Genomic DNA, 24396 nt, shown 5'->3' on the forward strand with positions numbered 1-24396 from the left:
CCGCACCACCGTCCTCGAAAGGCTCGTCATGGCGATCGCAGCCCCACCGCAACGCACCCGCTCCAGCAGCCGCGTCCGCAGGAATGCGCTCGTCGGCTGGAGCTTCATCCTGCCGAACTTCATCGGCTTCGCGCTCCTGACCCTCATCCCGATGTGCGCGGCGTTCGTCATCGCGTTCATGAAGTGGGACTCGTACTCACCGCCCGAGTGGGTCGGGTTCGCGAACTTCGCCCGCATGATGCGTGACGAGTCCTTCTGGATCGCGCTCGGCAACACCGCCTACTACGCCGCAGGCCACATCCCGCTCACGATCCTGGCGTCGCTCGGCCTGGCCCTGCTCCTCAACCGCAAGCTCCGCGGCCTCGGCTTCTTCCGCACCGCGATGTTCTTCCCGTACATCACCTCGCTCGTCGCCGTCGCCGTCGTGTGGAACATGCTCTTCAACCCCACCGCCGGCCCGATCAACCAGTTCCTGGAGCTCATCGGCGTCGCCGACCCGCCCGGCTGGACGACGAGCTCCGCGTGGGCGATGCCCGCCGTGATCATCACGAGCGTGTGGCGCGACATGGGGTACTACATGGTGCTCTACCTCGCCGGCCTCCAGGCGATCCCGCAGGAGTACTACGAGGCCGCCGAGGTCGACGGTGCGAACGCCTGGCAGCGGTTCTGGAACATCACCATCCCGTCGCTCCGTCCGACGACGTTCTTCGTCCTCATCATGGTGACGATCGCGAGCTTCAAGGTGTTCGACCTCATCGTCGTCATGACGGGAGGCGGGCCCGGCCGGTCCACGCTCGTCCTCTCGCAGCTCATCTACCGCGAGGGCATCACCGAGAACCGCTTCGGCTACTCCTCGGCGATCTCGCTCGTGCTGTTCGTGATCGTGCTCGTCTTCACCGTCGTCCAGTTCAAGCTGCAGCAGAGGAAGGAACGCTGATGTCGACCAGTGCCACCACGCGTGCCTCGTCCACGGTCCCGTCGTCGGCGGAGGTCGCGATCGCCGAGGTCACCGACGCCATCACCCCACCCGTGCTGCCCGGGGCTGGAGGCAAGCGCACCCGGGTGCGCCGCCACGGTCCGATCTCGCCGCTGCGCCGCGTGCTCATCTACGTGATGCTCACCGTGCTGACCGCGATCATCTTCGTCCCGTTCTTCTGGATGGTCTCGTCCTCGCTCAAGCAGAACAACGAGGTGTTCTCGATCCCCGTCCAGTGGATCCCCACCGAGTTCGTGTGGCAGAACTACGTCGACATCTGGACCCGCATCCCGATGCTGACCTACCTCAAGAACTCGCTGTTCCTGTCGGTCACGATCACGATCCTGCAGGTGCTCACCGGGAGCTTCGCCGCCTACGGCTTCTCGAAGATGCACTTCAAGGGACGTGACGTCCTGTTCGTCGCCTACATCGCGACGATCGCCGTGCCGTGGCAGGCCTACATGATCCCGCAGTACATCATGATGCAGAACGCCGGCCTCGTGAACACGCACCTCTCGATCATCCTGCTGCAGGCGTTCGGCGCCTTCGGGGTGTTCCTCATGCGGCAGTACTACCTGACCATCCCCGACGAACTGAGCGAGGCCGCCCGCATCGACGGCCTCAACGAGTACGCGATCTGGTGGCGGATCATCCTGCCGCTCACGAAGCCGGCGCTCGCGAGTCTCGCGCTGCTGACCTTCGTCTCCACCTGGAACGACTACATGGGTCCGTTCATCTACCTGACGAGCAACGACCTCTGGACCGTGCAGCTCGGTCTGCGCTCCTTCGTCGGGCAGTACGACGCCGAGTACGCGCTCATCATGGCCGGGTCCGTCGTCTCCGTCATCCCGATCGTGCTGATCTTCCTCCTCGGCCAGCGCTACTTCATCCAGGGCATCGCGACGAGCGGGATGAAGGGATGAGCGCGGTGACCGAGCGGCGCGCGGACGACCGTGCCGGCGGCGTGCGCGGGTTGCTGCAGCCGCGCCGGGAGACCTTCGAGTCAGTGTTCGGCGTCGTGTACCGCTCGCTCATGGTCGGCGTCGGCGTCGGGATCGGCGCGCTCCCGTTGGCGGCCGCGATCGTCCTCGTCGCCGAGCCACTCGCGAGCTGGCCGTTCCTGCTGCTGTGCTCGCTCCCGCTCGGCCCCGCCTTCGCCGCCGGCTGCTGGTCGTTCCAGCGGTCGCGCGACGCCGCCGATGCCGGGCCGCTGCGGGAGGTCGGGATCGGCCTCCTGCGGACCTGGCGTCCGGCGCTCGCCGCGTGGTCGCTCGTGTGCGCGCTCACGTTCGTCGTCGTGATCGACCTCGTCGCCGTGTGGGGGACGCCGTTCGCGATGCTGCTCGGGCCGCTGCTCGTCGTCGTGCTGCTGCTCGCGGTCGTCGCAGCCTTCGGCGTCTTCGCCGGGCTGGCGGCCGCTCCGGGCCTGCGGTTCCGGGCGCAGCTGCTCGGCGGGCTCGTCCGGACCGTCCGTCGGCCGGGCACCTCGCTCCTGTCGCTCGTGCTCCTGGCCGCGTGGGCCCTCATCGTCCTCGCGCAACCGGTGCTCGGGCTCCTCGCCCTCGGCGGTTTCGTCCTCTACTCGGTCTGGAGCAACGCCGCGGCGGCGCTCGCCGACTGACCTCCCGGATTGTCCGACGCTCGGGCCCGTTGAGTGGTTGGATCGACGCATGGGCGAGCACAGAGGTCAGCGGACACTCACCACCAGCGGATGGCACGACTTCTGGGCGAAGGGCGGCATCGGGCGGGCGTTCCTGTTGGCCATCGTCTACCTCGCCCTGTACCTCGGGGCCGGCTGGGTCGTCGGGCAGCTCTTCGGCTCGCAGATCGGCGAGGACGTCTTCGCGACCCCGCAGAGCGTGTTCTTCGGGCTCATGCTGCCGCTCATCGTCGGATCCCTCCTCCTGGCCGGCTTCGTCCTCTCGGTCGGTTGGTTCCGGGAGCTCTTCGCGAAGCAGCCGATCCGTGGACGCTGGTGGATGTGGGCTGCCCCGATCGTGATCCTCGCCGCGGTCGTCCTGCGGTTGCTCGGCATCGACTACGGGAGCTACGAGGGTTCCGTGGTCGTGGTCGCGATGCTGTCCGGCGTGTTCATCGGGTTCGCCGAGGAGATCCTGACCCGCGGACTGGTCGTGAAGATGCTGCGCGACGCCGGAAGTTCGGAGTGGATCGTGATGGTGATCTCCTCGCTGGTCTTCGCGCTGTTGCACGCCTCCAACCTCCTGTCGGGCCAGCCGGTCACGACCGTGCTCGTGACCGTCGTCTACACCTTCGGATTCGGCGTGTGCATGTACCTGACGCTCCGGGTGACCGGCAACCTCATCTGGCCGATCCTGATCCACGGACTCTACGACCCGACGCTCTTCCTCTCGACCGGTGGGATCGACCACGCGGGAGCCGCCGCCGGTCAGAGCGTGTTCCTGGCGATCGCCGGTCCGGCCAACCTGCTCATCATGCTCGTCGCCGTGATCGGCCTGATCTTCGTCCGTGGGCACGTGCAGGCCCACCCGGTCGACGACGTGCTGCGGCCGTAGCCGACCGACCCCTCCGGCGCACCGGCCGGGTACGCTCGGACGGATGACCACCGCGCGGCACTACCCGGCGACGATCGCCGCGCCGGTCGGGCACGAACTCGTGATCAAGAAGTCGCGGTTCCTCGGCCTCGCGCACCCGGTCGCCTCCCCGGAGGAGGCCGAGGCCGTCATCGGTCGGGTGAAGAAGCAGGCGTGGGACGCGCGACACCACTGCGTCGCGATGGTCACCGGGCTGCTCGGCGACCAGGCCCGCTCGTCCGACGACGGTGAACCGTCCGGCACGGCGGGGATGCCGATCCTCGAGGTCATCCGGCGGCGCGAGCTGACCGACGTGGTCGTCGTCGTCACGCGGTACTTCGGCGGCGTCAAGCTCGGGGCGGGCGGTCTCGTCCGTGCGTACTCCTCGGCGGCCTCCGAGACGCTCGACCTCGCCGCGCTCGTGCGCCGCGAGACCCTGACCCGTGCAACGCTCGTCGTCCCGCACGCCGACGCCGGGCGGTACGACAACCTGCTGCGTGATTGGGCCGGAACCCACGGTGCCACCCTCGGCGACCCGGTCTACGGGGCGCAGGCGGAGCTGGAACTGTGGGTGCCGCCGCCCGAGCTGGAGCGGCTTCAGGCCGACGTGGCGTCGGCCTCCAACGGGTCGCTCGCCGTGGCCGTCGGGGAGGAACGCGTCGTCGACGTCCCGGCGCTTCGCTGAGCTGCCCGGATCTGCGCGGAATCAGCCGGATGCAGAGCAGATCCGGGCGACTCAGGGGAACCTGCGATCCCGATAGGGTCGGATCATGCACACCGACGTGACCCGAATCGACGGGCTTCCCGACCTCGCCTGGACCTCGACCCCCGGAATCGCATCGTTCGACGCCGATGCCGGAGCGCTCACCCTCACCTCCGCCGCCGGCGTCGACTGGAGCAACAGCTCGCTCGGTGGGCCGCGTGAGCTGCGTGCCACGGCGCTCGCCTTCGACGCACCCGAACATTTCACGCTCTCGGCGCGGGTCGCTGTCGTGAGTGAGCGCAGCACCTTCGACGCCGGTGCCCTCGCACTCTGGATCGACGACGAGCACTGGGCCAAGCTCTGCTTCGAGCAGTCGCCGCAGGGGCAGGCGATGGTGGTGAGCGTCGTGACGAACACCTGGTCGGACGACGTGAACTCGACGCACGTCACGGCCGACCACGTGTGGATGCGTGTCAGTCGCCTCGGTGAGGCGTGGGCGTTCCACAGCTCGCCCGACGGTGTCACGTGGGACTTCGTCCGCGTCTTCCGTCTGCACAGCGACGCCCCGGTGCGCGTCGGCTTCCTCTCGCAGGCGCCGGTCGGTCCGCCCTGCGAGGCGCGGTTCGACGAGATCGCCTTCGGGGCAACACCCCCGACGGACCTCCGCGACGGGAGCTGACCCCCGCTGAATCGCCCGGAATTGCACGGAAACCGGCGATACGTGTGCAGTTCCGGGCGACTCAGCGCGAGGGCAGCTTGACGTATCGGAACCTATCTTCCTAAAGTGTCCTCATGGCACGCAGACGACCCGGCACGCTCTTCCCGCTCGAGCTCGACATCCTCGACGTCGGCACCGTGTTGCAGTCGACCGAGGGGAGCTTCTACGGGTTCGCCCTTGCGAAGCAGCTCGCCGAAGCCGGAGACGCCGCGCTCACCGCGCACGGCACGCTCTACAAGGCCCTGTCGCGGATGGCGGACGCCGGCCTGATCGAAGCGACCTGGGAGGACCCGGAGGTCGCGGAGGCGGAGGGTCGCCCCCGTCGACGGTTGTACCGGATCACGGGTGAAGGCGCGACGGCCCGGGATCGGGAGCACGCGAGGATCGCCGGTGAGCAGGCCTCCGCGGCGAGGCCGGCGGGTGCGGCGTGGACGCAGGGGGCGATCGCATGACCGCCATCCGGACGCCTGAATACCGCACGGCCGCCCACCGCGTCCTGAACTGGTGCGGGTGGTACACCCGCGACCTCGCGCCCGACGTCGCCGGGGAGCGCCGCGACGAGATCGCATCCGACCTGCACGAGCACGCCGTCTGGGCCGAGGAAGCGGGCGTCACGCCGCAGCGGCTGCGGCGCGACATCATGCTGCGGGCCATCCGCGGGATCCCGCACGACCTCTCGTGGCGCTCCGGGCAGTTGCGCGCGGGCCACGGCGTCGATCCGATGCCGCTCGGCATGCGGCGGGCCGGCGACGTCCTCGCAGCCCTCGTGGTCACGGGCGGCGTCCTGGTCACCGGAGCGGCGCTGTTCCTCCTCGTCCGGATCGTCCGTGCGCTCGTCATCGGCGACGTCGTCGAGGTGCCGGCGGGCGCGCTCGGTGTGGCGATCGCCGCGGTCCTGGGCGTCGGGGGGCTCGTGCTGTTGTTCTCGAGGCACCGCCGATGGCTCGGCTCGGCGCTCCTCGCACCCGCCGCGGTCCTCATCGGCGTGCTCGCGGGCGACATCGTGTACCGCGTCAGCGCGACCGGCGTGCTCATCGTGTCCCGCCTGAGCTCGCACGGCGCCGGGGTCGAACCGTGGTGGGTGATGAGCGTGGCCATCGGGGTGGGTGCTGCGCTCGGGTTCATCGGAGCCGCGGTGTGGTGGTGGCCGGGGGTCGCCGAACGACGGAACGGGACGCAGCGGCGTCGGTGCAGGGGAGACGGCATGAGCGGGAACGAGATCCATGACGGGCCGGATGCGGCGCAGGAGACGGCACCCGTCCGCCGGAGTCCCGGAACGCTCCGTCGACGGATCGGGCTCGGCATCGCGATGAGCGGGGTGCTCGCAGTGGCAGCGGGCGGCGTGTTCATCGGGGTGTCGAACGCTCAGGCGGCCGCTGACGACGCACGATCCCTCGAAGCGGTCGCCGACGCCGCCGCGTCGCTCGACGACCTCCCGCCCGTCGAACCCGTGGTGCCCGCGGATCCCGCAGCGACGCCGGACGCTGGCGAACCCGTCTCGCCGGCGGCCGGCGTCGACTACTCGCAGACGCCGGAGGGCTGGTACGACGCGACCACCGACCCGGCTTCGATCGTGCCCAGCACCGACTCCTACCTCAGCGACGGGATCTGGGAGGCACAGCAGCAGATCATCGCGAAGTGCATGGCTGATCAGGGCTTCTGGTACGCCTGGACGAACGACCCCTCCAAGATCCTCGATCCACTCTTCGGCATGGTCATGTCGGAGTCGTCCGATGCGGCGTTCCTGGCGCGGTGGGGGACGAACCCTGACGATCAACCGTACGACTGGAAGCTCGCCGGCTGCCACGGCTACGCCGTCCACGTCACCGGGATGGACGACGCCAACTGACGTCGTCGATCGACAGTGCTGTCGTCGGATGCCGGTGCTAGCGTCGCCCGCATGAGAATCCTGTTGATCGGTGCGAGTGGACATGTCGGACGAGCGGCGCAGGACGCCCTCGCGGAACGTCACGAGGTGATCGCGGTGTCGCGCTCGACGGCGCCTGCCGTCGACACCACCGATGAGGCGTCGATCGAGGCGCTGTTCGCCGAGGTGGGCGAGGTCGACGCGGTCATCGTCGCCGTCGGATCCGTCCCGTTCAAGCCCGTGGGGGAGCTGACCCGCGACGACTATCGCGCGGCCTTCCTCGGCAAGGTGCTCAGCCAGCTCGACGTCGTGCGGATCGGGACCCCGTTCGTCCGCGACGGCGGCTCCTTCACGCTCACGACGGGCATCCTCGCCCGCGAGCCAATCGCGACGGGCGCTGCGGCCTCGATGGCCAACGGAGCGGTCGAGTCCTTCGTGATCGGTGCCGCCCCGGAACTTCCGCGCGGCATCCGCATCAACGCCGTCAGCCCCACGGTGCTGGCCGAGGCAACCGGCTACCACGACGCGTTCCCGGGCTTCGCACCGGTCGCGTCCGACGTGGTGGGCCTCGCGTTCGTCCGTGCCGTGGAGGGTGTCGGCACCGGTCGGGTACTCGCGCTCGACTGAGCCGTCCCGGCACTCCCGAGGGGAGGCATGTCGTCGTCCGGCCGTTGGCCAAGCGACGATCCGCCTCCGCTCAGTCGCGCTCTCGACGCGGTCGACGCCCCAGCGCTAGGGTCGGCACATGACCCGCTTCCTGCTCAGCATCGCCGTCAGCCTGCTGTCCTCGGCGATCGGGCTGCTCGTCGCCGACTGGGTCGTCCCTGGCGTCCGCCTGTCGCTCGGCGGTTTCATCATCGCCGTCGTCGTCTTCACGATCGCGCAGGGCGTCCTCGGGCCGTTCATCCTCCGCCTCGCGCGGCGCTACGCCTCGGCGATCCTCGGCGGCATCGGACTCGTGACGACGCTCGTGTCGCTGTTCGTCGTGTCGGTCCTCCCCGGTGGCCTCCACATCCGCGGGGTGCTGGCCTGGGTGCTCGCACCGCTGGTGGTGTGGCTGGTCACGGCGCTGGGGAGCTGGATCCTCGGGTGGGCGCTCATCACGCGACGGTTCGGCGACCGCGATCGCGATCAGGGTCGCACGAGCTCGAAGCGGTAGGCGGCGACGGAGCCCGGAGGGGATCAGCGGCTGGCGGCCAAGGCGGCTGCCAGCTCGACGCGGCTGGCGACGCCGAGCTTCCGCAGGACGTTCGCGATGTGGAACTTGACGGTGTTCTCGCTGATGGTGAGGGTCTCGGCGATCGCCCGGTTCCGTGCTCCACCGGCGGCCAGCTCGGCGACGCTCCACTCGCGCTCGGTCAGCGCGGCGGCCGCCGAGTCGGAACGGGTCTGGGTTGCGGGCGGCGGGTCGAGCGGCAGTGTCACGTGCAGCTCCGAGCCCCACCCGGGCGTCGCCTGGACATCGAGACTGCCGCGGAGTGCCGCGACGCGAGCGCCGAGCTGCTGCACGCTCGGGGTGTCGACGGTCAACTCGCCGGGGCCGTCGTCGCGGATGCCGATGAGCAGGTTGCTGCCGTCGCAGTCCCACTGCACCCGGACCCGCCCGACCGAGGACTGCTCGACGAGCGCGAGGACCGTGCCGCGGACGATCGCCCGTCCCGCATGCGCCACCTCGCCGGGCAGTGCTCGACCATCGACGGGTGGCTCGATGAACTGGACCTCCGGGCCGCCGAAGCGGGCCAGTGGGCGGAGGTCCTCGCGGAGTCTCGCGAAGGCGCGCGCGACCGGTTCCTCGGCCAGCTGGCGGTCGCGGTCAGACACGGCCCGCAGCTCGACCATCGCGGCCGAGGCGATCTCGGTCACCGCCGCTCGGGCGTCCTCCGCCGACGTCTGACGCGACCGGGTGACCGCGAGGATCGACTCCAGCGTCGTCGCATGGGCGTCGGTGAGTTCCGCGATCGCGCCGGCCCGCTCGCTCGACGCCGCCCGCGAGTCGCGCAGGTAGTCGGGGGCCGCCGTCGCGACCTGCTGGCGGATGCCGGCTGCGACGACCTCCCACAGGGCGCCGACGAGCCGGTCGTCGATCGGTCCCTGCGGGTCGGTCAGGACGAGGAGGGCGCCGGTGTCGGCCAACCACGCCGCGATCGGACGCTCCGCTCCTGCGATCACCGCCGACGTCGGCCGGTCGGCGTGTGTTCCGGCATCAGCGGTCACTGTGGTGACCGGGCCGCGCGGGGTGCGCTGTCGGACGGCGTCGAGCTCGGCGATCGTGACGCCCTCGACGATCGCCGGGTCGCCGGCCTTCTTCCGGGGGCGACCGGTGCAGTCCTCGGTGAAGATCACGAGCGCGGAGTGAGCGACGACCGGCTCGAGCACCTCCCGGAACGCTCCGGCGATGCGCAGCAGTGAGCTGGATGCGACTGATGCCAGGCCGTCGAGCAGCTCGACCGGGTAGGTGACAGTGCGTTCGATCATGTCCGCACCCTATCCCATCGGTCCGCACCCACCCGTTCGGGTAGGTGGAACCGTTCGGCCGAGCGGCGGCGCACCTACCCGATCACGCCGAGGATGGAGGGATGTCGAACCCCACCGTCTCTCCATCCACGTCGGTGACGCCTGCGACCTCGACGGTCCAGGGTGCGCTCACCGCGATCGACGCCGAGTTGCATCGCACCGTGTCGAGCCTGCTGGAGGCCGATCCGGCCCCGTTGGCCGGCGCACTCGAGCGCCTGCGCACGGCGGACCGCGTGTTCGTGTCCGGTGCCGGTCGTTCGGGCCTCGCGCTCCGGATGACCGCCATGCGCCTCATGCACCTCGGGCTCACCGTGCACGTCGTCGGCGAGACGACGACGCCAGCCATCGTCGCGGGTGACGTCTTGCTCGTCGCCAGCGGCTCCGGTACGACGACGGGTGTGGTGCGTGCCGCGGACACGGCCGTCTCCGTCGGGGCCCAGGTGATCGCCATCACGACCGATCCCGCATCCCCGCTCGCCGAGTTGGCCGCCGAGACGATCGTCGTCCCCGCCGCGCAGAAGACCGACCACGGCGGCACGCGTTCCGTGCAGTACTCGGGGAGCCTCTTCGAGCAGGCGGTCATGCTGCTCGGCGACGCGTTGTTCCATGCGCTCTGGCAGTGCGACGGCGTCAGCGCCGAGGAGCTGTGGCCGCGCCACGCGAACCTCGAGTAGTCGCCCCGATCCCTTCCTACGCGCCCGGCAGACGTCGGACGCCTCCCATCACGACAGAAAGCAGCACCACATGAAGCTCCAGGTAGCCATGGACGTCCTCACCACCGAGGCAGCCCTCGAACTCGCCGGGAAGGTCGCGCCCTACGTCGACATCCTCGAGCTCGGCACGCCCCTCATCAAGAGCGAGGGCCTGCGTGCCGTCACCGCGGTCAAGGACGCCCACCCCGACAAGATCGTGTTCGCCGACCTCAAGACGATGGACGCCGGTGAGCTCGAAGCCGACATCGCCTTCTCCGCCGGTGCGGACATCGTCACCGTCCTCGGGACCGCCGGTGACAGCACGATCGTCGGCGCCGTGAAGGCCGCGAAGGCGCACGGCAAGTCCGTCGTCGTCGACCTCATCGGAGTCGCCGACAAGGTGCAGCGCGCCAAGGAGGTAACCGCTCTCGGTGCCGCATTCGTCGAGATGCACGCCGGTCTCGACGAGCAGGCGGAGGAGGGCTTCACCTTCCAGACGCTCCTGTCCGACGGGGAAGCGGCCGCCGTGCCGTTCTCGGTCGCCGGTGGCGTGAACGTGTCGACGATCGCGTCGGTCCAGCAGGCGGGCGCGCAGGTCGCGGTCGCCGGTGGTGCGATCTACTCGGCCGACGACCCGGCGGCCTCCGCAGCAGCGCTCCGCGCGGCAATCGTCGCGTAACCCCCTCCGCCAACCCCGCACCCGTCGGGTTGGCCAGCGCGGTGCGCTGACGTGAGCGCGGTGCATCGGACGCGAGCGCGGGTCTCCAGAGACCCGCGTTCACGGCTCCGGGGCGCGCTCGGGTCAGCGCACCGCGCTGGCGTATCGGGTCGGGCGGCTGGGTGAAGTCCGAACATCGGACGGGATTCAGGCGTGACGCGGCATACTGGGCGGATCACCACGCGACGCTCGTCGGATGAGCGCGCGGCCGAGTACCCGGAGGATCCGCCGATGACGACCGATTCCAGCCCCGAGCAGCCCACCGCACAGACGACCTCGGGAGCGGTCCGCGGGACGCGCCGCGCCGACGGCTCGGTCGCCTTCCTCGGCATCCCGTTCGCCGAGCCGCCGACCGGAGCGAGACGATTCCAGGCCCCCGAGCCCAAAGCGCCCTGGGACGGCGTCCTCGACGCGACCGCCTACGGCGCGACACCGCAGCGGAAGGCCATGGCCGAGATCACGACGATCCCGGAACCGTCGATCCCCGGCGATTCGACGCTCAATGTCAATGTCTTCACGCCCGACCCGACTCCGACCGATGAGGGCGCCGGTCTGCCCGTCCTCGTCTGGATTCACGGCGGCGGCTTCATCGCCGGGTCGCCCGCGAGCCCCTGGTACGACGGTCGGGCCTTCAACCGCGACGGCGTCGTCACGGTTTCGGTGTCCTACCGCCTCGGCTTCGACGGGTTCGGCTGGCTGCCGGACGCCCCCGCCAACCGCGGCGTCCTCGACTGGATCCTCGCACTCGAGTGGGTGCGCGACAACATCGCGGCCTTCGGCGGCGACCCGCAGCGCGTCACGATCGCGGGCCAGTCCGCCGGCGGCGGGTCCGTCATGACCCTGCTCACGGTCCCGTCCGCGCATCACCTGTTCCACCGGGCGATCTCGGTGTCCGGCGTCCCCGGCGACGTCCCGCTCCACGACGCGCAGGCCCTGACCGGGCGACTCGCCGAGCACCTCGGGGTACCCGCGACCCTGGCCGGTTTCGCGAGCGTCCCGGAGGACACGTTGATCGAGGCCCAGCGCTTCGAACTCGTCCCCGGCGGCGCGACCCACCCGGAGTCCGTGCTCCGCGGGATGACGACGATGAACGGCCGCCTCGGTCTCGGCCCGGTCGTCGACGGCGAGTTGGTCGTCGACACCGTCGAAGCCGGCATGATCGCGGGACGAGGCGTGGACAAGCCGTTGCTCGTCAGCGCGACCCGAGAGGAGTTCGCCGGGTTCTTCACGGGTCGGCTCGACGACTTCGACGCCGTGGCGCCGACGCGTGCGCTGGAACTGATGGGCGTGCCGGAACCGCTCGCCGAGGCGTACGTCGCGACCCAGCCGGGTGAACGCACGGGACTCGTCGCGGGGCGCTTCGTGAGTGACGTCATGTTCCGGGAGCGCATCATCCGCTGGCTGGCGCTGCGGGACGACGCGGAGACCTGGGTCTCCGACTTCGTGTGGCGCTCGGCGGTGAGCGGGATCGCGGAGCACTGCCTCGACGTCCCGTTCATCTTCGACGGGCTCGACGACCCGGACGTCACCCGGGTGGCGGGCCCGCACGCGCCGCAGGAGCTCGCTGATCGGATCCACGGTGCGGTCGTGGCGTTCGTCAGGGACGGGTCACCGGGCTGGTCGCGGTCCGACCGCGACGGCTCCGGGATCGAGGTGTTCGACGCGGCCGGGGCGCCCGCGGTCGAGCCGTTCGCGAGTGCACGCGTGCTCGCCGCGGCCACGCGACTCGCGGAAGCGACGTCGACACCGGCCTGACAGACCTGGTCGCCCGATTCGTAGGACGAACCGGGCTGTTCTGCCAGGGGGTGTGGCTGTGAGGCGTCCCGCGTTACCGTCGGGACACGAGGAAAGGAAGAAACATGAGCGATCCACGAGACGAGCAGGACGATCCGATCGGTGACGCACAGGAGGCGATCTCCCGCGCGCTGCCCGACAACGCCCCGAGAGCGACGACCCGATGGCCGCGCCGACGGTCGACGACCCGGGCTCCGAGCCAGGCGACGGCGACCCCGCCGACCAGCCGGGCCTCCTCTAGGGCGACTCGCCGCGGCGGCCGGTTCCGCTGAAACCCCTGGTCAGCGCGGTGCTGCCGACCGAGATGTCACGAACCGCCGCCAGCGCGGTGCGCTGGTCCGAACCCCCGGGATCAGGCCTGAGCGCGACCCACACGCGTGAGCGCGACCCTCCGGAGACCCGCGCTCACGCGTGTGGCCCGCGCTCGCGTCAGCGCACCGCGCTGGCGCAAGCCGAAACGCAGGAGGGTGGAGGTGTGCAACGCGGGGGCGCTCCGCGCGCGTAGCGGAACGACTTCGGGCGATGTCAACCCCGGGACGGAATGGTCAGGCCCCATACGGTGGACGGAGTTCTGCGAAAGGAGCTTCACCATGAACATCCTGCTCATCATCGTCATCGTCGTTGCCATCGTTCTCGCCATCACCGGTGGGTTCGTCCAGTCCCTCAACTTCCTGCTGTGGGTCGGCCTCGTGCTGCTCGCGATCGCGATCATCGCGTTCTTGATCAGGACGATCACGGGTCGCAAGGCCCTCTAACTCGAACTCGAGTTCACGAAGCGGTCGGTCCCTCCGGGGGCCGGCCGCTTCGCTGTGTCCGGGATGCTGTGTCCGGGGCGCGATCCGAGTCCTACCGCAGTGACGGATCGACGCTCGTCCGACGGAGCACCGCGTCGGCGAAGGCCCCGAACAACCGCTCGCCGGCCTCGCGCATCGGCCCCGCCACCGCGGCGACCTCGGACCGCAGCCGGTCGGCCGCCTCCTCCGCGGTCCCGGCGATGAACGGCAGGTCGCGGAGCATGAGCGGTTCCGCGAGCCACCGGTCGAGCATCGGCGGGTCGACCTCGAGGTGGAACTGCGTCGCGAAGACCCGGTCCTCGATCCGGAACGCCTGGTTCGGCGTCGACGGCGACGATGCGAGGACCGTCGCTCCATATGGAGCCTCGACGACGTCGCCATGCCAGTGCAGCACCGGCAGTCGCTCGCCACGCATGCCGAGTTCGCTCTCGGTCAGGAGCTCGACGTCGCCGACACCCACCTCGTGCGCGGCCGCCGAGTGGAGGGTGGCTCCGAGGGCCGTCGCGATGAGCTGATGCCCGAGACAGACCCGAACACCGGGATGCCGAGCACCGCCGCATCGCGCACGAGCTGTGCTTCGAGCCCGAGACCCGGGTGCTCCTCCACGTCGAGCGCGCCCATCGGGCCGCCGAGGAGGACGAGCCCGTCGAACCCGGTGATCTCGCGCGCCGGCGGCAGCTCACGACGCTCGACGATGGTGTCGAGCGTCCAATCGATCCCCGACGCCGTCAGCACCTCGCCGAGCACCGCCGGTCGCTCCCAGGGGACGTGCTGCAGGACGAGAACGTGCGGTCTGGTCATCGGATGCCTCCAGGTCGCTGGGGCGGCGCGACCGGTCTCCGCCGGGTCGCGGAGGTCCGCGCCGTGCGAGCAGCGTAGCGAATCCGGGCGTCGTCACCGGCCCGAGGCTTCGGGCTCCCGGCCGATACACTGTCACCGTGCTGCTCTCGGACCGTGACATCAAAGCCGAACTCGACGCCTCCCGCATCGCGCTCGACCCCTACTCGCCGGAGATGATCCAGCCGTCGTCCATCGACGTGCGCCTCGATCGCTTCTTCCGCCTCTTCGACAACCACAAGTACCCCTTCATCGATCCCGCGGAGGATCAGCCCGAGTTGACGCGCCTCATCGAGACGCTGCCGAACGAGCCGTTCATCCTGCACCCCGGTGAGTTCGTCCTGGGGTCCACGTACGAGCGGGTGTCCCTCCCGGACGACGTCGCCGCACGCCTCGAGGGCAAGAGTTCGCTCGGTCGTCTCGGTCTCCTCACGCACTCCACCGCCGGCTTCATCGACCCGGGCTTCACGGGGCACGTCACCCTCGAGCTCAGCAACGTCGCGACGCTGCCGATCAAGCTCTGGCCGGGGATGAAGATCGGTCAGATGTGCTTCTTCCGGCTCACGTCACCGGCCGAGCGCCCGTACGGGTCGAGCGAGTACAGTTCCAGGTATCAGGGACAGCGTGGACCCACCGCCTCCCGTTCCTTCCAGAACTTCCACCGGACCGACGTCGGCGAGACGCAGCGCTGACGCAGGACTGAGGCGGGCGTCCCGACGACGGGCGAGCAGGTGGACCAGCAGAAAGGCCCGCCATGAGCACGTCAGAGCGACCCGACTTCGCCCGCGCGATCACCGCCGACGGGCCGACGCCGCTCTACCCGCGTCGCATGGTCCGGTTCGGGCAGTTCGTCGGATCCTGGGACGTCCACTCGAAGCGCCTCGACGACGAGAGTGGCGAGTGGGTCGAGTCCGACTTCCGCTGGATCGTGTCGTACATCCTCGAGGGGCGGGCCGTGCAGGACGTCCAGCTCGTCGCGAACGACTCCGAACCGTCGGGCTGGGAGACGGTCAGTACGGCTCTCCGCGTCTACGACCGGTTGATGGGCGCCTGGCGCGTGAACTACGTCGAGCCACGGCGCGGGGAGTTCTGCCAGCTCGTCGCGACGCCGCACCGCTCCGACGGCATCCGTCAGGACGGCACGCGGAACGACGACAAGCTCATCCGGTGGAACTTCAGCGGCATCACCGAGGACTCGTACACCTGGGAGAGCTGGGTGTCCGACGACGAGGGCGTGACCTGGTGGCTGCAGGAGCACAACGAGGGTCGCCGCATCGCCTGAGCGGCTCCGTCTCCACCGCGACGATCAGGGGTCGGTGCGCGCCAGGCGCTCCAGGAACGACGCCAGCTGCTCGCGCTCGGCCGTGGAGAAGCCGTCGAGGACACGATCCTCGGCGGCGAGGTGATCGGGCAGGGCTGCGTCGACGAGGCGCTTGCCGGCCGGGGTGAGGGCGACGACGGTGCCGCGCCCGTCCTGTTCGCTCGGACGGCGCGTCACGAGACCGCGCTCGACGAGCTTGTTCACGCGCTGGGCGATCGCACTCGACGTCACCATCGACCAGTGGGCGAGGTCCTTCGGCGCGAGCTCGTGCGGTGAGCCGGCGCGGAGGAGGGTGGCGAGCACATCGAACGAGGCGCTGTCGAGACCGTGCTCGGCGAAGGTCGTGGACAGGCGTGCGTCGACCGCCGTAGCCGCTCGCGACAGTCGTCCGATGACGGCCATGGGCGAGACGTCGAGGTCGGGTCGCTCGGTCCGCCACTGGCTCAGGATGTCGTCGACGCGTGTGCTCATGCAGCCAGCGTAGCAATTCGCTTAGTGCTGAGCTACTCTTGCTCAGTGCTTAGCAATCAACTCCGCATCGCAGCCGTCACCGCCATCGCCCCGATCAGCTGGGGGACCACCTACCTCGTCACGAGCGAACTGCTCCCGCCGGGACGACCGCTGCTGGCAGCCGTGCTCCGGGCGCTACCCGCCGGCCTCCTGCTCCTCGCGATCACGCGGACCCTCCCGGTCGGTGGCTGGTGGTGGCGATCGCTCGTGCTCGGCACGCTCAACATCGGCGCCTTCTTCGCATTCCTCTTCCTCGCCGCCTACCGACTGCCCGGCGGGGTCGCCGCGACCATGGGGGCGATCGGGCCGGTGCTCGTCGCTGTGCTCGCGAGCCTGCTGGTAGGCGAGGCGTTGACCGTACGTCGCGTCGTCGCCGGGTTCGCCGGGGTGCTGGGCGTCGCCCTCATCGTGCTGCAGGCCGACGCGCGTCTCGATGTGATCGGCGTCGTCGCCGCGCTCGCCGGGGCGGTCTCGATGTCGCTTGGATCGGTGCTGAGCAAGCGGTGGGGGAGACCGGAGGTCGGCCGCCGGATCGGCGCGCGCCGGCGTACGAGCCCGGACCTCGGCCTGACCACGGCCGGCGGCGCGCCGGTCTCCGGCCTCGCGCTGACCGCCTGGCAGCTCGTCGCCGGCGGTCTCGTCCTCGTGCCGGTGTTGCTCCTCGTCGAGGGACTTCCGTCGGACGCGCCGGACGCAACGGCGATCGGCGGGTACGCCTACCTCTCCCTCGTCGGCACCGCCCTCGCGTACGCCCTGTGGTTCCGCGGCATCGCCGCGCTCCCCGTGTCGTCGGTGTCGTTCCTCGGCCTCCTGAGTCCCGTCGTCGCCGTGCTGGCAGGCCTCGTGGTCCTCGGCGAGGCGCTGAGCCTCGGCCAAGTGCTCGGGATCGCGGTCGTCGCAGGCTCCCTCATCCTGGTCTTCACCGCGAGACGCCCCCGGGTCATACTGAGCGCATGAGATTCCGCACCGTCATCGAACTCCAGGGCAACAACACCGGCATCCTTGTCCCCGACGCCGTCGTCGAGGGCCTGGACCGGGGCAAGCGCGTGCCCGTCGTCGTCACCGTCGGTGCGACCACCTACCGCAGCACCATCACGCCGATGGGTGGCCGGTACCTGATCGCGTTGAGTGCCGCCAACCGCGCCGCCGCCGGGGTCGCAGGAGGCGACGAGGTCGACGTGGACCTCGAGGTCGACGACGCACCGCGCGTGTTCCCGCTGCCGCCCGAGCTCGAGACCGCGCTCGCGGGAGACGAGCAGGCACTCGCCGCCTACGGAGCTCTGTCGTTCAGCCGCCAGCGCGCGCTGGCCGAGCCGGTCGCGCTGGCGAAGACGGACGCGACGCGCGACAAGCGGATCGCCGCGGCCGTCGAAGCGCTCCGTGGTGCCTGACCTCGCTCAGTCGCCTGGATCTGTTCGGAAACCGGCTCGATCCGCGCAGATCCGGGCGCCTCAGCGGGCCGCGGACTCCGCGAGCAACGGCACGACGAGCGGCAGCTGGAGCGTCAGCCAGGGGCTGAATGCGAAGGGCGCCTGCTCGACGGACGCCAGGAGCGATTCGGGCTCGGCCCAGGCCCACTCCATGACCTCGTCGGGGTTCGGCTCGGGCGTCGCGTCCGTGTAGGCGACGTAGACCGGGCAGATCTCGTACTCGACCACACCCGAGGCGTCGACCGCGCGATACCGGAAGTCGGGCAGTACCAGTTCCGGCGCGGAGATCGGCAGCCCCAGCTCGGCGCTCGCCCGACGCAGCACGGCGTCGACGCTGACCTCGTCGGGGCCGGGGTGTCCGCAGAACGAGTTCGTCCAGACGCCCGGCCATGTGAGCTTCGAGAGCGCGCGCCGCGTCACGAGGATGCGGCCGTCGGGCCCGATGACGTGGCAGGAGAACGCGAGGTGGAGTGGCGTCTCCAGCGTGTGGACGGTCGCCTTCGGCGTGGTGCCGATGCGGGTGCCGTCCTCGGCGAGCAGGACGACGAGTTCTTCGGGTACCGACATGCGTCCATTCTCCCCGACGATCGGGGCGAACGCGAATGGACAGCTAGCGTACTAATCTCACCGCTCCGTGAAGTAGCCTCGTGATATGGAGACCCACCACGTCGTCGACGTGCCCTATCGACAACAGCATCAGGTCGAGGATGCCCTCGAGCGTTTCCTCGAACTGGCGAAGACGCAGGCGGTGTCGTTCGGCGGCGCCGGGTACCTGCGGCTCTGGGAGACCATCGAGCGCAGCATGGCCGGCGGCAAGCGGTTCCGTCCCCGGATGGTCATGACCGCGTACGAGGCCCTGGGTGGCGAGGACATCGTCGCGGCCGCCCACGTCGCCGCCGCCTACGAGCTCCTGCACACCGCGCTGATCGTCCACGACGACGTGATCGACCGCGACTTCGTCCGGCGCGGCAGCCCCAACGTCTCCGGCAGCTACCGCGACATCGCGCAGACCGCGGGCATCCCGCTGCCGCTCGCCGAGCACCGCGGTATGTCCGTCGCCGTCATCGCGGGCGACCTCGCCCTGTCCGCGTCCTACCGTCTGATCGACCGCGCCGGGAGTGCCGACTCGGTCCGCACCCGCCTGCGCGAGATCCTCGACGACGCCATCTCCGCTTCGGCAGCCGGTGAGCTCGCCGACGTCGACTTCACGGTCGGCGGCGTCGTCCCGACGGTCGACGACATCATCCGCATGGAGCGCCTGAAGACCGCCTACTACTCGTTCGAGGCGCCACTGCAGTCGGGCGGCGTCCTGGCCGGTGCTCCGGAGGCGACGATCGACGCGCTCGGGGCCTTCGGGCAGCAGATCGGCATCGCCTACCAGATCATCGACGACGTCCTCGGCGTCTTCGGCGACTCGAAGACGACCGGCAAGACGACGATCGGCGACCTCCGCGAGGGCAAGCTGACGGTCATGGTGGCGTTCGCGGCGGAGCAGCCCGAGTGGCACGCCGTCGAGCACCTCTTCGGCGACCCCGATCTCGACGAGGAGGGTGCCGCGGTCCTGCGCGACGTCCTCACGACGACGGGTGCCCGCCAGCACGCGACCCTGCTGGCCGGTGACTACGCCAACCGCGCCTGGGAGCAGCTGGCCTCGCCGAGCATCCCGGCGCAGCTCCGCGACGAGCTCCGCCCCATCGTCGCCACCGTGCTCGAGCGGTCGCGATGACCGCAGCAGGGGACGGGACCGGGCGACCGGCCGACGACGCTTCGGCGGTCGGCGACGCACGACAGCTCTACGACCGGGTCGCGCAGGAGACCGCCAGCATCGTCATCCGTCGGTACTCCACGTCCTTCGGCTTGGCGGCCAGGCTGCTGGGTGGCGACATCCGCCAGGACGTCGAGAACGTGTACGCGCTCGTCCGCATCGCCGACGAGATCGTCGACGGCGTGGCCGCGGCGGCCGGGCTCGACCCCGAGCGGGTCCTCCGCATGCTCGACGCCCTCGAGCAGGACACCGAGGACGCGATGGAGACGGGGTACAGCAGCAACCTCGTCGTCCACGCCTTCGCCATCTCGGCGCGGTCGGCGGGGATCGAGGCCGACCTCACCCGTCCGTTCTTCGCGTCCATGCGCGCGGACCTCTCGCGGACCGTCCACACCCCGGAGACGTTCCGCGACTACGTGTACGGCTCCGCCGAGGTCGTCGGGCTCATGTGCCTGCGGATCTTCCTGCGCGGCCACGACGTCGACGACGCCCAGCGCGCCGCGTTCGTCGTCGGCGCCAGGAGTCTCGGTGCCGCCTTCCAGAAGGTGAACTTCCTCCGCGACCTCTCGGCCGACCACGACGAGCTCGGCCGCAGCTACTTCCCGGGTGTCGCCGTCGACGAGCTCACCGAGGCGCAGAAGCACAGCCTGCTCGACGACATCGAAGCCGATCTCGACCGCTCGGCAGCCGTCCTCGGGCGGCTGCCGAAGTCGAGCCGTCGCGCGGTCGCCCTCGCTCAGGAGCTCTTCTCGGAACTCGCCCGGCGCATCCGGACGACGCCGGCCTCGGCGCTTGTCCGCACGCGTGTCCGGGTGCCCGACCCGGTCAAGCTCCGCATCGCCGCCGGCGCGCTCGCCGGTCGCACACCGGCCACGACCGGCACCACCGCCTCCATCCCGACGATCGACGAGAGTTCGCAGTCATGACCACCTCCCACAACCGGACCGTCGTCATCGGCGGCGGCATCAGCGGTCTCGCCACCGCAGCCCTCCTCGCCCGCGACGGCCAGCGGGTCACGCTGCTCGAACGACGCGAGGTGCTCGGCGGCCGCGCCGGCACCTGGGAGCAGGACGGCTTCACCTTCGACACCGGCCCGAGCTGGTACCTCATGCCGGAGGTCTTCGACCACTTCTACCGGCTCCTCGGCACCTCCGCGGCCGAGCAGCTCGACCTCGGGCGACTCGACCCGGCCTACCGTGTCTACTCGGAGGGCCGCGACGGGCACCTCGACCTCGCCGCCGACCGGGCAGGCAACCTCGCCCTGTTCGAGTCGGTCGAGCCCGGTGCCGGCGCGAAGATGGACGAGTACCTCCGCAGCGCGAAGGAGACGTACGAGATCGCCATCCGGAGCTTCCTGTACACGACGTTCGAGTCGTACCGGACGCTCGCGAGCCGTGAGGTCCTCGCCCGGATGCCGAAGCTCGCGAAGCTCCTCACGGAGGACCTCGACACGCTGGCCGCGCGCACCGTCTCCGACGTCCGGTTGCAGCAGATCCTCGGCTACCCGGCCGTGTTCCTCGGCTCCTCGCCCTTCGAGGCGCCGAGCATGTACCACCTCATGAGTTACCTCGACCTCGAGGACGGCGTGCTCTACCCGCAGGGCGGCTTCTCGCGGATCATCGACACGATCGCCGAGCTCGCCCGCGCCGAGGGTGTGGAGATCATCACGGGCGCCGAGGTCACCGGCATCACCACGATGCCCGCCGGCCGCCGCGCCAGGGTCGACGGCGTCAACTACCTCGACGCCGACGGTCGTCGGCAGCTGCTCCGCGCCGACCGCGTCGTGTCCGCCGCCGACCTGCACCACACCGAGACGACGCTGCTTCCCCGCGAACTCCAGACCTACCCGGCCGAGTACTGGGAGAAGCGCACCGCCGGCCCCGGAGCCGTGCTCGTCATGCTCGGCGTCCGCGGTGAGCTGCCGGAACTGCTGCACCACAGCCTGTTCTTCACGGCCGACTGGCGCGACAACTTCGGTCGCATCTTCGGCGAGGAGACGAGCGTGCCCGACCCCGCGTCGCTGTACGTCTGCCGCCCGAGCGCGACCGATGCCGGCGTCGCACCCGACGGCCACGAGAACCTGTTCATCCTGGTCCCGGTCCCGGCCGATCCGTCCATCGGTGGCGGTGGAGACGCCCGGGTCGCGGAGATCGGCGACGCCGCCATCGCGCAGATCGCCGAGTGGGCCGGCGTCCCCGACCTCGCCGAGCGCATCGTGGTGCGTCGCGACGTCGGACCAGCCGACTTCGCGACCGACCTCAACGTCTGGAAGGGTACCGCCCTCGGGCCGGCGCACATCCTCTCGCAGAGCGCGATGTTCCGGAGCGGCAACGTCAGCAAGAAGGTCGACGGACTGTTCTACACGGGTGGCTCGACCATCCCGGGCATCGGCCTGCCGATGTGCCTCATCAGCGCGGAGCTCGTCGTGAAGCGCATGCGCGGCGACATCACCACCGGCCCGATGGCGGAGCCGTTGCGCGCTCGCGCCGAGGCGACCGGCTGATGGGTCTGCTGTACCTGCTGGCGCTGCTCGTCTCGATCACCGGGATGGTCATGCTCGACCGGCGGTTCCGGCTGTTCTTCTGGGCCGACCGACGGCGGGCCGCGATCATCCTGCCGATCGGCGTCGTGTTCTTCCTCGTGTGGGACCTGCTCGGGATCGGCACCGGCATCTTCTTCCGCGGTGAGACGGCGTTCATGACCGGGTTGCAGGTCGCGCCCGAGCTGCCGATCGAGGAGGTCTTCTTCCTGACGCTGCTCTGCTACCTCACGATGAACCTGTTCGGTGCAGCGCGACACACGCTCGGCCGGGTGTCCCGCCGGACGACCGGCGCCGCCGAGGTGAGCGGACGATGACCTACTGGGCCCTCAACGCATGGTTCCTCGCGGTCGTGGCGGTCGTCGCGCTGCTCGCGGTCGTGCGGCTCGATCGACGCCGTGCAAGCGGATCGCGCTCTACCGGTCTGACGGCGGGCACCTGGCTGCTCGCGGTGGGCGGTGGGCTCGTCGTCCTCCTGCTCATGACCGCGCTGTTCGACAACATCATGATCGGGATCGGGCTCGTCGGCTACGACCCGGCACTCATCTCCGGCGCCTTCATCGGCGTCGCGCCGCTCGAGGACTTCGCCTACGCCATCGCCGCGGCCGTCCTGCTCCCGTCGCTCTGGGTGCTCCTCGAGCGCCGAACCCCTGCTCCCGTCTCCCCATCCCCGTCCCAGGAGGACCCGGCATGAACCGACTCGGCCAGCTCGTGCTGTCCTCCCGACCGCTGTCGTGGATCAACACCGCGTACCCGTTCGCAGCGGCGTACCTGCTGACCATGCGCGAACTCGACCTCACGTTCTGGCTCGGGACGCTGTACTTCCTCATCCCGTACAACCTCGCGATGTACGGCATCAACGACGTCTTCGACTACGAGTCCGACCTGCGGAACCCGCGCAAGGGCGGCGTCGAGGGCGCGGTCCTGGACCGCCGGATGCACCGGTTGACGATCTTCGCGGCGATCGTGACGAACGTCCCGTTCCTCGTCTACCTCGTCGTCATCGGGTCGCCGCTGTCGTGGCTCGTCCTCGCGATCAGTGTGTTCGCGCTCATCGCGTACAGCGCACCCGGCCTGCGGTTCAAGGAGCGGCCGTTCATCGACTCGCTCACCTCGAGCACGCACTTCGTGAGCCCGGCGGTGTACGGCCTCGTCCTCGCCGGTGCGGTCTTCACCCCCGCGCTCTGGGCGCTGCTCGTCGGCTACTTCCTCTGGGGGATCGCCAGCCACGCCTTCGGTGCGGTGCAGGACATCATCGCCGACCGGGAGGGCGGGATCGGCTCGATCGCGACGGTCATCGGTGCGGCGGCGACCGTCCGGTTCGCCTTCGTCGCCTACCTCGCGGGTGGTGCGCTGATGCTCGTGACCCCGTGGCCGATCCCGCTGGCGGGCCTGCTCGCGCTGCCCTACGCCGCGAGTGTGCTGCCGTTCTGGAACCTCCGCGAGGAGGACGCCGAGCGGGCCAACGCGGGCTGGAAGCGGTTCCTCCGCCTCAACTTCCTGACGGGCTTCCTCGTCACGATGCTCATCATCTGGTACTGGTTCCTGACGTCCTGACCCCTGTTTCCTCTCCCTAACTCAGGAACCCGGCGGCGCGTCGCCCGTCCCGCGGGCGGGAGCAGCGCGACACACAGGGCGCGTCCTGAGTTAGGGAGGGGGCGGGCTCAGAGCTCGAAGGAGAAGCCGAGGTCCTCGGGGTACTCGCCGAGCTCGGTGAGGCCGGTCGCCGCACGCTGCAGGGCGGCGAGCGTCAGGCCGAGGGTGCCGGGGCCGAAGCTGACGCGTGAGACGCCGAGTTCGGCGAGGCGCTTGAGCGGGACTGCGCCGGGGTAGCCGATGACGGAGATGCGTCCGTGCACCTGGTCGATCGCCTTGGCGACGAGCTCCTCCGTGCCGAGTCCGAGGAAGAAGACGACGTCCGCACCGGCCTCGAGGTAGGCGTTGGCGCGCGCGACGGCCTCGTCCCACGCCTCGGGATCGCCGGCGAGGGTGTCGACCCGGGCGTTGATGACGAGCGGGATGCCCGCATCGTCGGCTCCGGCGCGAGCGGCGGCGACGCGGGCCGCGGCCTCCTCGATCGGGAACTGCGGGGCCTTCGCGGCGCCGACGGAGTCCTCGAGGTTGATGCCGACGGCACCCGACTCGACGATGAGGCGGCGGACGTTCTCGCGAACCCCGGCCGCGTCGGGCGCGTACCCCTTCTCGAAGTCGATCGTCACCGGCAGGTCGACGGCGCCCACGATGATCTTCGCGGCGGCGATCGCCTCGTCGACGTCGAGACCACCGCCGTCTTCGAGCCCGCGGACGTTCGACACCGAGTGGCTCGCCGAGGCGAGGGCGACGACGCCGGGGGCCTCGGAGACGACCTTCGCGGTGATGGCGTCCCAGACGTTGGTAACGATGAGCGGGGAACCCGGCTGGTGGAGGGAGTTGAGGAGGACGGCTTTGGCATGCTGATCAGTCATGTCCGCAGTCTGTCAGCGGACGTCGACCACCCAGCCGACAAGCGTCGAGAATTCAGGGAACGTTCGGGTTGGCTGCGGTTCCCGGCTCCTATGGGCCGCTCCCGTGACGCAAGACCAGGGCGCTCCGCGCGTCATCCCGTGCCGCCGGTGGACCGGGCGGGCAGGATGCCGTGCGTATCATTGGTGGCCGAAGGAAGGCGT

General features: G+C 70.2%; 30 protein-coding genes and 1 pseudogene. 25 read left to right on the plus strand and 6 right to left on the minus strand.

Annotated elements, in window-relative coordinates; translation table 11 throughout:
• Positions 1–28 precede the first annotated feature (28 nt).
• From FGL15_RS12115 to FGL15_RS12160, 10 genes are all read left to right on the plus strand, one after another.
• The gene (locus FGL15_RS12115; protein ID WP_124768540.1) at positions 29–937 is read left to right on the plus strand and encodes a carbohydrate ABC transporter permease; all 909 of its coding nucleotides are present in this window, start codon (positions 29–31) and stop codon (positions 935–937) included.
• Positions 937–1899, plus strand: a complete 963-nt coding sequence (locus FGL15_RS12120; RefSeq protein ID WP_137242439.1) for a carbohydrate ABC transporter permease — start codon at positions 937–939, stop codon at positions 1897–1899. Before FGL15_RS12115 ends, FGL15_RS12120 begins: the two co-directional genes overlap by 1 nt.
• Positions 1896–2597, plus strand: a complete 702-nt coding sequence (locus tag FGL15_RS20355; RefSeq protein ID WP_168223393.1) for a hypothetical protein — start codon at positions 1896–1898, stop codon at positions 2595–2597. The genes FGL15_RS12120 and FGL15_RS20355 overlap by 4 nt, the downstream gene beginning before the upstream one ends.
• Positions 2598–2646: 49 nt before the next feature.
• A complete protein-coding gene (locus FGL15_RS12130) occupies positions 2647–3510 on the plus strand; it encodes a CPBP family intramembrane glutamic endopeptidase (protein ID WP_138946236.1) in 864 nt (287 codons plus the stop codon).
• A 43-nt stretch (positions 3511–3553) separates the two neighbouring features.
• On the plus strand, positions 3554–4213 hold the full coding sequence (locus tag FGL15_RS12135) for a YigZ family protein (RefSeq protein ID WP_138946237.1): 660 nt from the start codon (positions 3554–3556) through the stop codon (positions 4211–4213).
• Between the two features lie 85 nt (positions 4214–4298).
• On the plus strand, positions 4299–4910 hold the full coding sequence (locus FGL15_RS12140; protein ID WP_138946238.1) for a DUF1349 domain-containing protein: 612 nt from the start codon (positions 4299–4301) through the stop codon (positions 4908–4910).
• A gap of 113 nt (positions 4911–5023) precedes the next feature.
• Positions 5024–5401, plus strand: coding sequence for a PadR family transcriptional regulator (locus FGL15_RS12145; protein WP_138946239.1), 378 nt, complete (start codon positions 5024–5026; stop codon positions 5399–5401).
• Positions 5398–6798, plus strand: a complete 1401-nt coding sequence (locus FGL15_RS12150; protein WP_138946240.1) for a hypothetical protein — start codon at positions 5398–5400, stop codon at positions 6796–6798. The genes FGL15_RS12145 and FGL15_RS12150 overlap by 4 nt, the downstream gene beginning before the upstream one ends.
• A 51-nt stretch (positions 6799–6849) precedes the next feature.
• On the plus strand, positions 6850–7443 hold the full coding sequence (locus FGL15_RS12155) for a short chain dehydrogenase (protein WP_138946241.1): 594 nt from the start codon (positions 6850–6852) through the stop codon (positions 7441–7443).
• Between the two features lie 118 nt (positions 7444–7561).
• A complete protein-coding gene (locus tag FGL15_RS12160) occupies positions 7562–7975 on the plus strand; it encodes a phage holin family protein (protein WP_138946242.1) in 414 nt (137 codons plus the stop codon).
• Positions 7976–7998: 23 nt separating this feature from the next.
• Here FGL15_RS12160 and FGL15_RS12165 read toward each other — a convergent pair whose 3' ends face one another.
• The gene (locus FGL15_RS12165; RefSeq protein ID WP_138946243.1) at positions 7999–9291 is read right to left on the minus strand and encodes a LuxR C-terminal-related transcriptional regulator; all 1293 of its coding nucleotides are present in this window, start codon (positions 9289–9291) and stop codon (positions 7999–8001) included.
• A 101-nt stretch (positions 9292–9392) separates the two neighbouring features.
• Between FGL15_RS12165 and hxlB the strand changes: the two genes are divergently transcribed.
• The 5 genes from hxlB to FGL15_RS20360 all read left to right on the plus strand — a co-directional run bounded on the left by hxlB (position 9393) and on the right by FGL15_RS20360 (position 13289).
• Positions 9393–10004, plus strand: coding sequence for a 6-phospho-3-hexuloisomerase (gene hxlB / locus FGL15_RS12170; RefSeq protein ID WP_138946244.1), 612 nt, complete (start codon positions 9393–9395; stop codon positions 10002–10004).
• Positions 10005–10074: 70 nt separating this feature from the next.
• Positions 10075–10701 (plus strand): 3-hexulose-6-phosphate synthase, encoded by a 627-nt coding sequence (hxlA, locus tag FGL15_RS12175; RefSeq protein WP_064297125.1) that lies wholly within the window; start codon positions 10075–10077, stop codon positions 10699–10701.
• A gap of 270 nt (positions 10702–10971) precedes the next feature.
• Entirely contained in the window at positions 10972–12495 is a 1524-nt protein-coding gene (locus FGL15_RS12180; protein WP_138946245.1) for a carboxylesterase/lipase family protein, read from the plus strand.
• Positions 12496–12599: 104 nt separating this feature from the next.
• Entirely contained in the window at positions 12600–12806 is a 207-nt protein-coding gene (locus FGL15_RS12185) for a hypothetical protein (protein ID WP_138946246.1), read from the plus strand.
• 318 nt (positions 12807–13124) lie between these two features.
• Positions 13125–13289, plus strand: a complete 165-nt coding sequence (locus FGL15_RS20360) for a hypothetical protein (protein ID WP_162852292.1) — start codon at positions 13125–13127, stop codon at positions 13287–13289.
• 91 nt (positions 13290–13380) lie between these two features.
• On the opposite strand, the pseudogene FGL15_RS12190 reads toward FGL15_RS20360, so the two are convergent.
• Positions 13381–13842: pseudogene (locus FGL15_RS12190) on the minus strand (type 1 glutamine amidotransferase); the annotation flags it as partial.
• A complete protein-coding gene (locus tag FGL15_RS20970) occupies positions 13761–14129 on the minus strand; it encodes a hypothetical protein (protein WP_138946248.1) in 369 nt (122 codons plus the stop codon). The gene FGL15_RS20970 and the pseudogene FGL15_RS12190, both read right to left, overlap by 82 nt.
• Before the next feature lie 137 nt (positions 14130–14266).
• Between FGL15_RS20970 and dcd the strand changes: the two genes are divergently transcribed.
• Positions 14267–14857: a dCTP deaminase gene (dcd, locus tag FGL15_RS12200; protein ID WP_056009122.1), complete on the plus strand. Its 591-nt coding sequence runs from the start codon at positions 14267–14269 to the stop codon at positions 14855–14857.
• A 62-nt stretch (positions 14858–14919) separates the two neighbouring features.
• Positions 14920–15447 carry a hypothetical protein gene (locus FGL15_RS12205; RefSeq protein WP_138946249.1) on the plus strand — a complete coding sequence of 176 codons (528 nt, stop codon included), beginning with the start codon at positions 14920–14922 and terminating at the stop codon, positions 15445–15447.
• Positions 15448–15471: 24 nt separating this feature from the next.
• Here FGL15_RS12205 and FGL15_RS12210 read toward each other — a convergent pair whose 3' ends face one another.
• On the minus strand, positions 15472–15957 hold the full coding sequence (locus FGL15_RS12210; RefSeq protein WP_138946250.1) for a MarR family winged helix-turn-helix transcriptional regulator: 486 nt from the start codon (positions 15955–15957) through the stop codon (positions 15472–15474).
• A gap of 45 nt (positions 15958–16002) precedes the next feature.
• On the opposite strand from FGL15_RS12210, the gene FGL15_RS12215 reads away from it, so the two are divergent.
• Together FGL15_RS12215 and FGL15_RS12220 are read left to right on the plus strand one after the other, a co-directional pair.
• Entirely contained in the window at positions 16003–16953 is a 951-nt protein-coding gene (locus FGL15_RS12215) for an EamA family transporter (protein ID WP_138946251.1), read from the plus strand.
• Positions 16950–17387, plus strand: a complete 438-nt coding sequence (locus FGL15_RS12220; RefSeq protein WP_138946252.1) for a YdeI/OmpD-associated family protein — start codon at positions 16950–16952, stop codon at positions 17385–17387. The genes FGL15_RS12215 and FGL15_RS12220 overlap by 4 nt, the downstream gene beginning before the upstream one ends.
• Positions 17388–17447: 60 nt before the next feature.
• Here FGL15_RS12220 and idi read toward each other — a convergent pair whose 3' ends face one another.
• Entirely contained in the window at positions 17448–17993 is a 546-nt protein-coding gene (gene idi / locus FGL15_RS12225) for an isopentenyl-diphosphate Delta-isomerase (protein WP_138946253.1), read from the minus strand.
• An 85-nt stretch (positions 17994–18078) separates the two neighbouring features.
• Between idi and FGL15_RS12230 the strand changes: the two genes are divergently transcribed.
• From FGL15_RS12230 to FGL15_RS12255, 6 genes are read left to right on the plus strand one after another with little or no spacing between them, the layout of a single operon-like run.
• The gene (locus FGL15_RS12230) at positions 18079–19152 is read left to right on the plus strand and encodes a polyprenyl synthetase family protein (RefSeq protein WP_079001229.1); all 1074 of its coding nucleotides are present in this window, start codon (positions 18079–18081) and stop codon (positions 19150–19152) included.
• The gene (locus tag FGL15_RS12235) at positions 19149–20117 is read left to right on the plus strand and encodes a squalene/phytoene synthase family protein (protein ID WP_079704927.1); all 969 of its coding nucleotides are present in this window, start codon (positions 19149–19151) and stop codon (positions 20115–20117) included. Before FGL15_RS12230 ends, FGL15_RS12235 begins: the two co-directional genes overlap by 4 nt.
• Complete coding sequence (crtI, locus tag FGL15_RS12240; protein ID WP_138946254.1) at positions 20114–21694, plus strand: phytoene desaturase family protein; 1581 nt, start codon at positions 20114–20116, stop codon at positions 21692–21694. Before FGL15_RS12235 ends, crtI begins: the two co-directional genes overlap by 4 nt.
• Positions 21694–22047: a lycopene cyclase domain-containing protein gene (locus tag FGL15_RS12245; protein WP_086473019.1), complete on the plus strand. Its 354-nt coding sequence runs from the start codon at positions 21694–21696 to the stop codon at positions 22045–22047. Before crtI ends, FGL15_RS12245 begins: the two co-directional genes overlap by 1 nt.
• Positions 22044–22424, plus strand: a complete 381-nt coding sequence (locus tag FGL15_RS12250) for a lycopene cyclase (RefSeq protein ID WP_138946255.1) — start codon at positions 22044–22046, stop codon at positions 22422–22424. Before FGL15_RS12245 ends, FGL15_RS12250 begins: the two co-directional genes overlap by 4 nt.
• Complete coding sequence (locus tag FGL15_RS12255) at positions 22421–23287, plus strand: prenyltransferase (protein ID WP_138946256.1); 867 nt, start codon at positions 22421–22423, stop codon at positions 23285–23287. Before FGL15_RS12250 ends, FGL15_RS12255 begins: the two co-directional genes overlap by 4 nt.
• A gap of 107 nt (positions 23288–23394) precedes the next feature.
• Here FGL15_RS12255 and FGL15_RS12260 read toward each other — a convergent pair whose 3' ends face one another.
• Positions 23395–24195, minus strand: a complete 801-nt coding sequence (locus tag FGL15_RS12260; protein WP_138946257.1) for an isocitrate lyase/phosphoenolpyruvate mutase family protein — start codon at positions 24193–24195, stop codon at positions 23395–23397.
• Positions 24196–24396: the final 201 nt, after the last annotated feature.

Origin of the sequence: Plantibacter sp. M259 (assembly GCF_006065115.1) — a bacterium.
Classification (GTDB): Bacteria; Actinomycetota; Actinomycetes; order Actinomycetales; family Microbacteriaceae; genus Plantibacter; species Plantibacter auratus.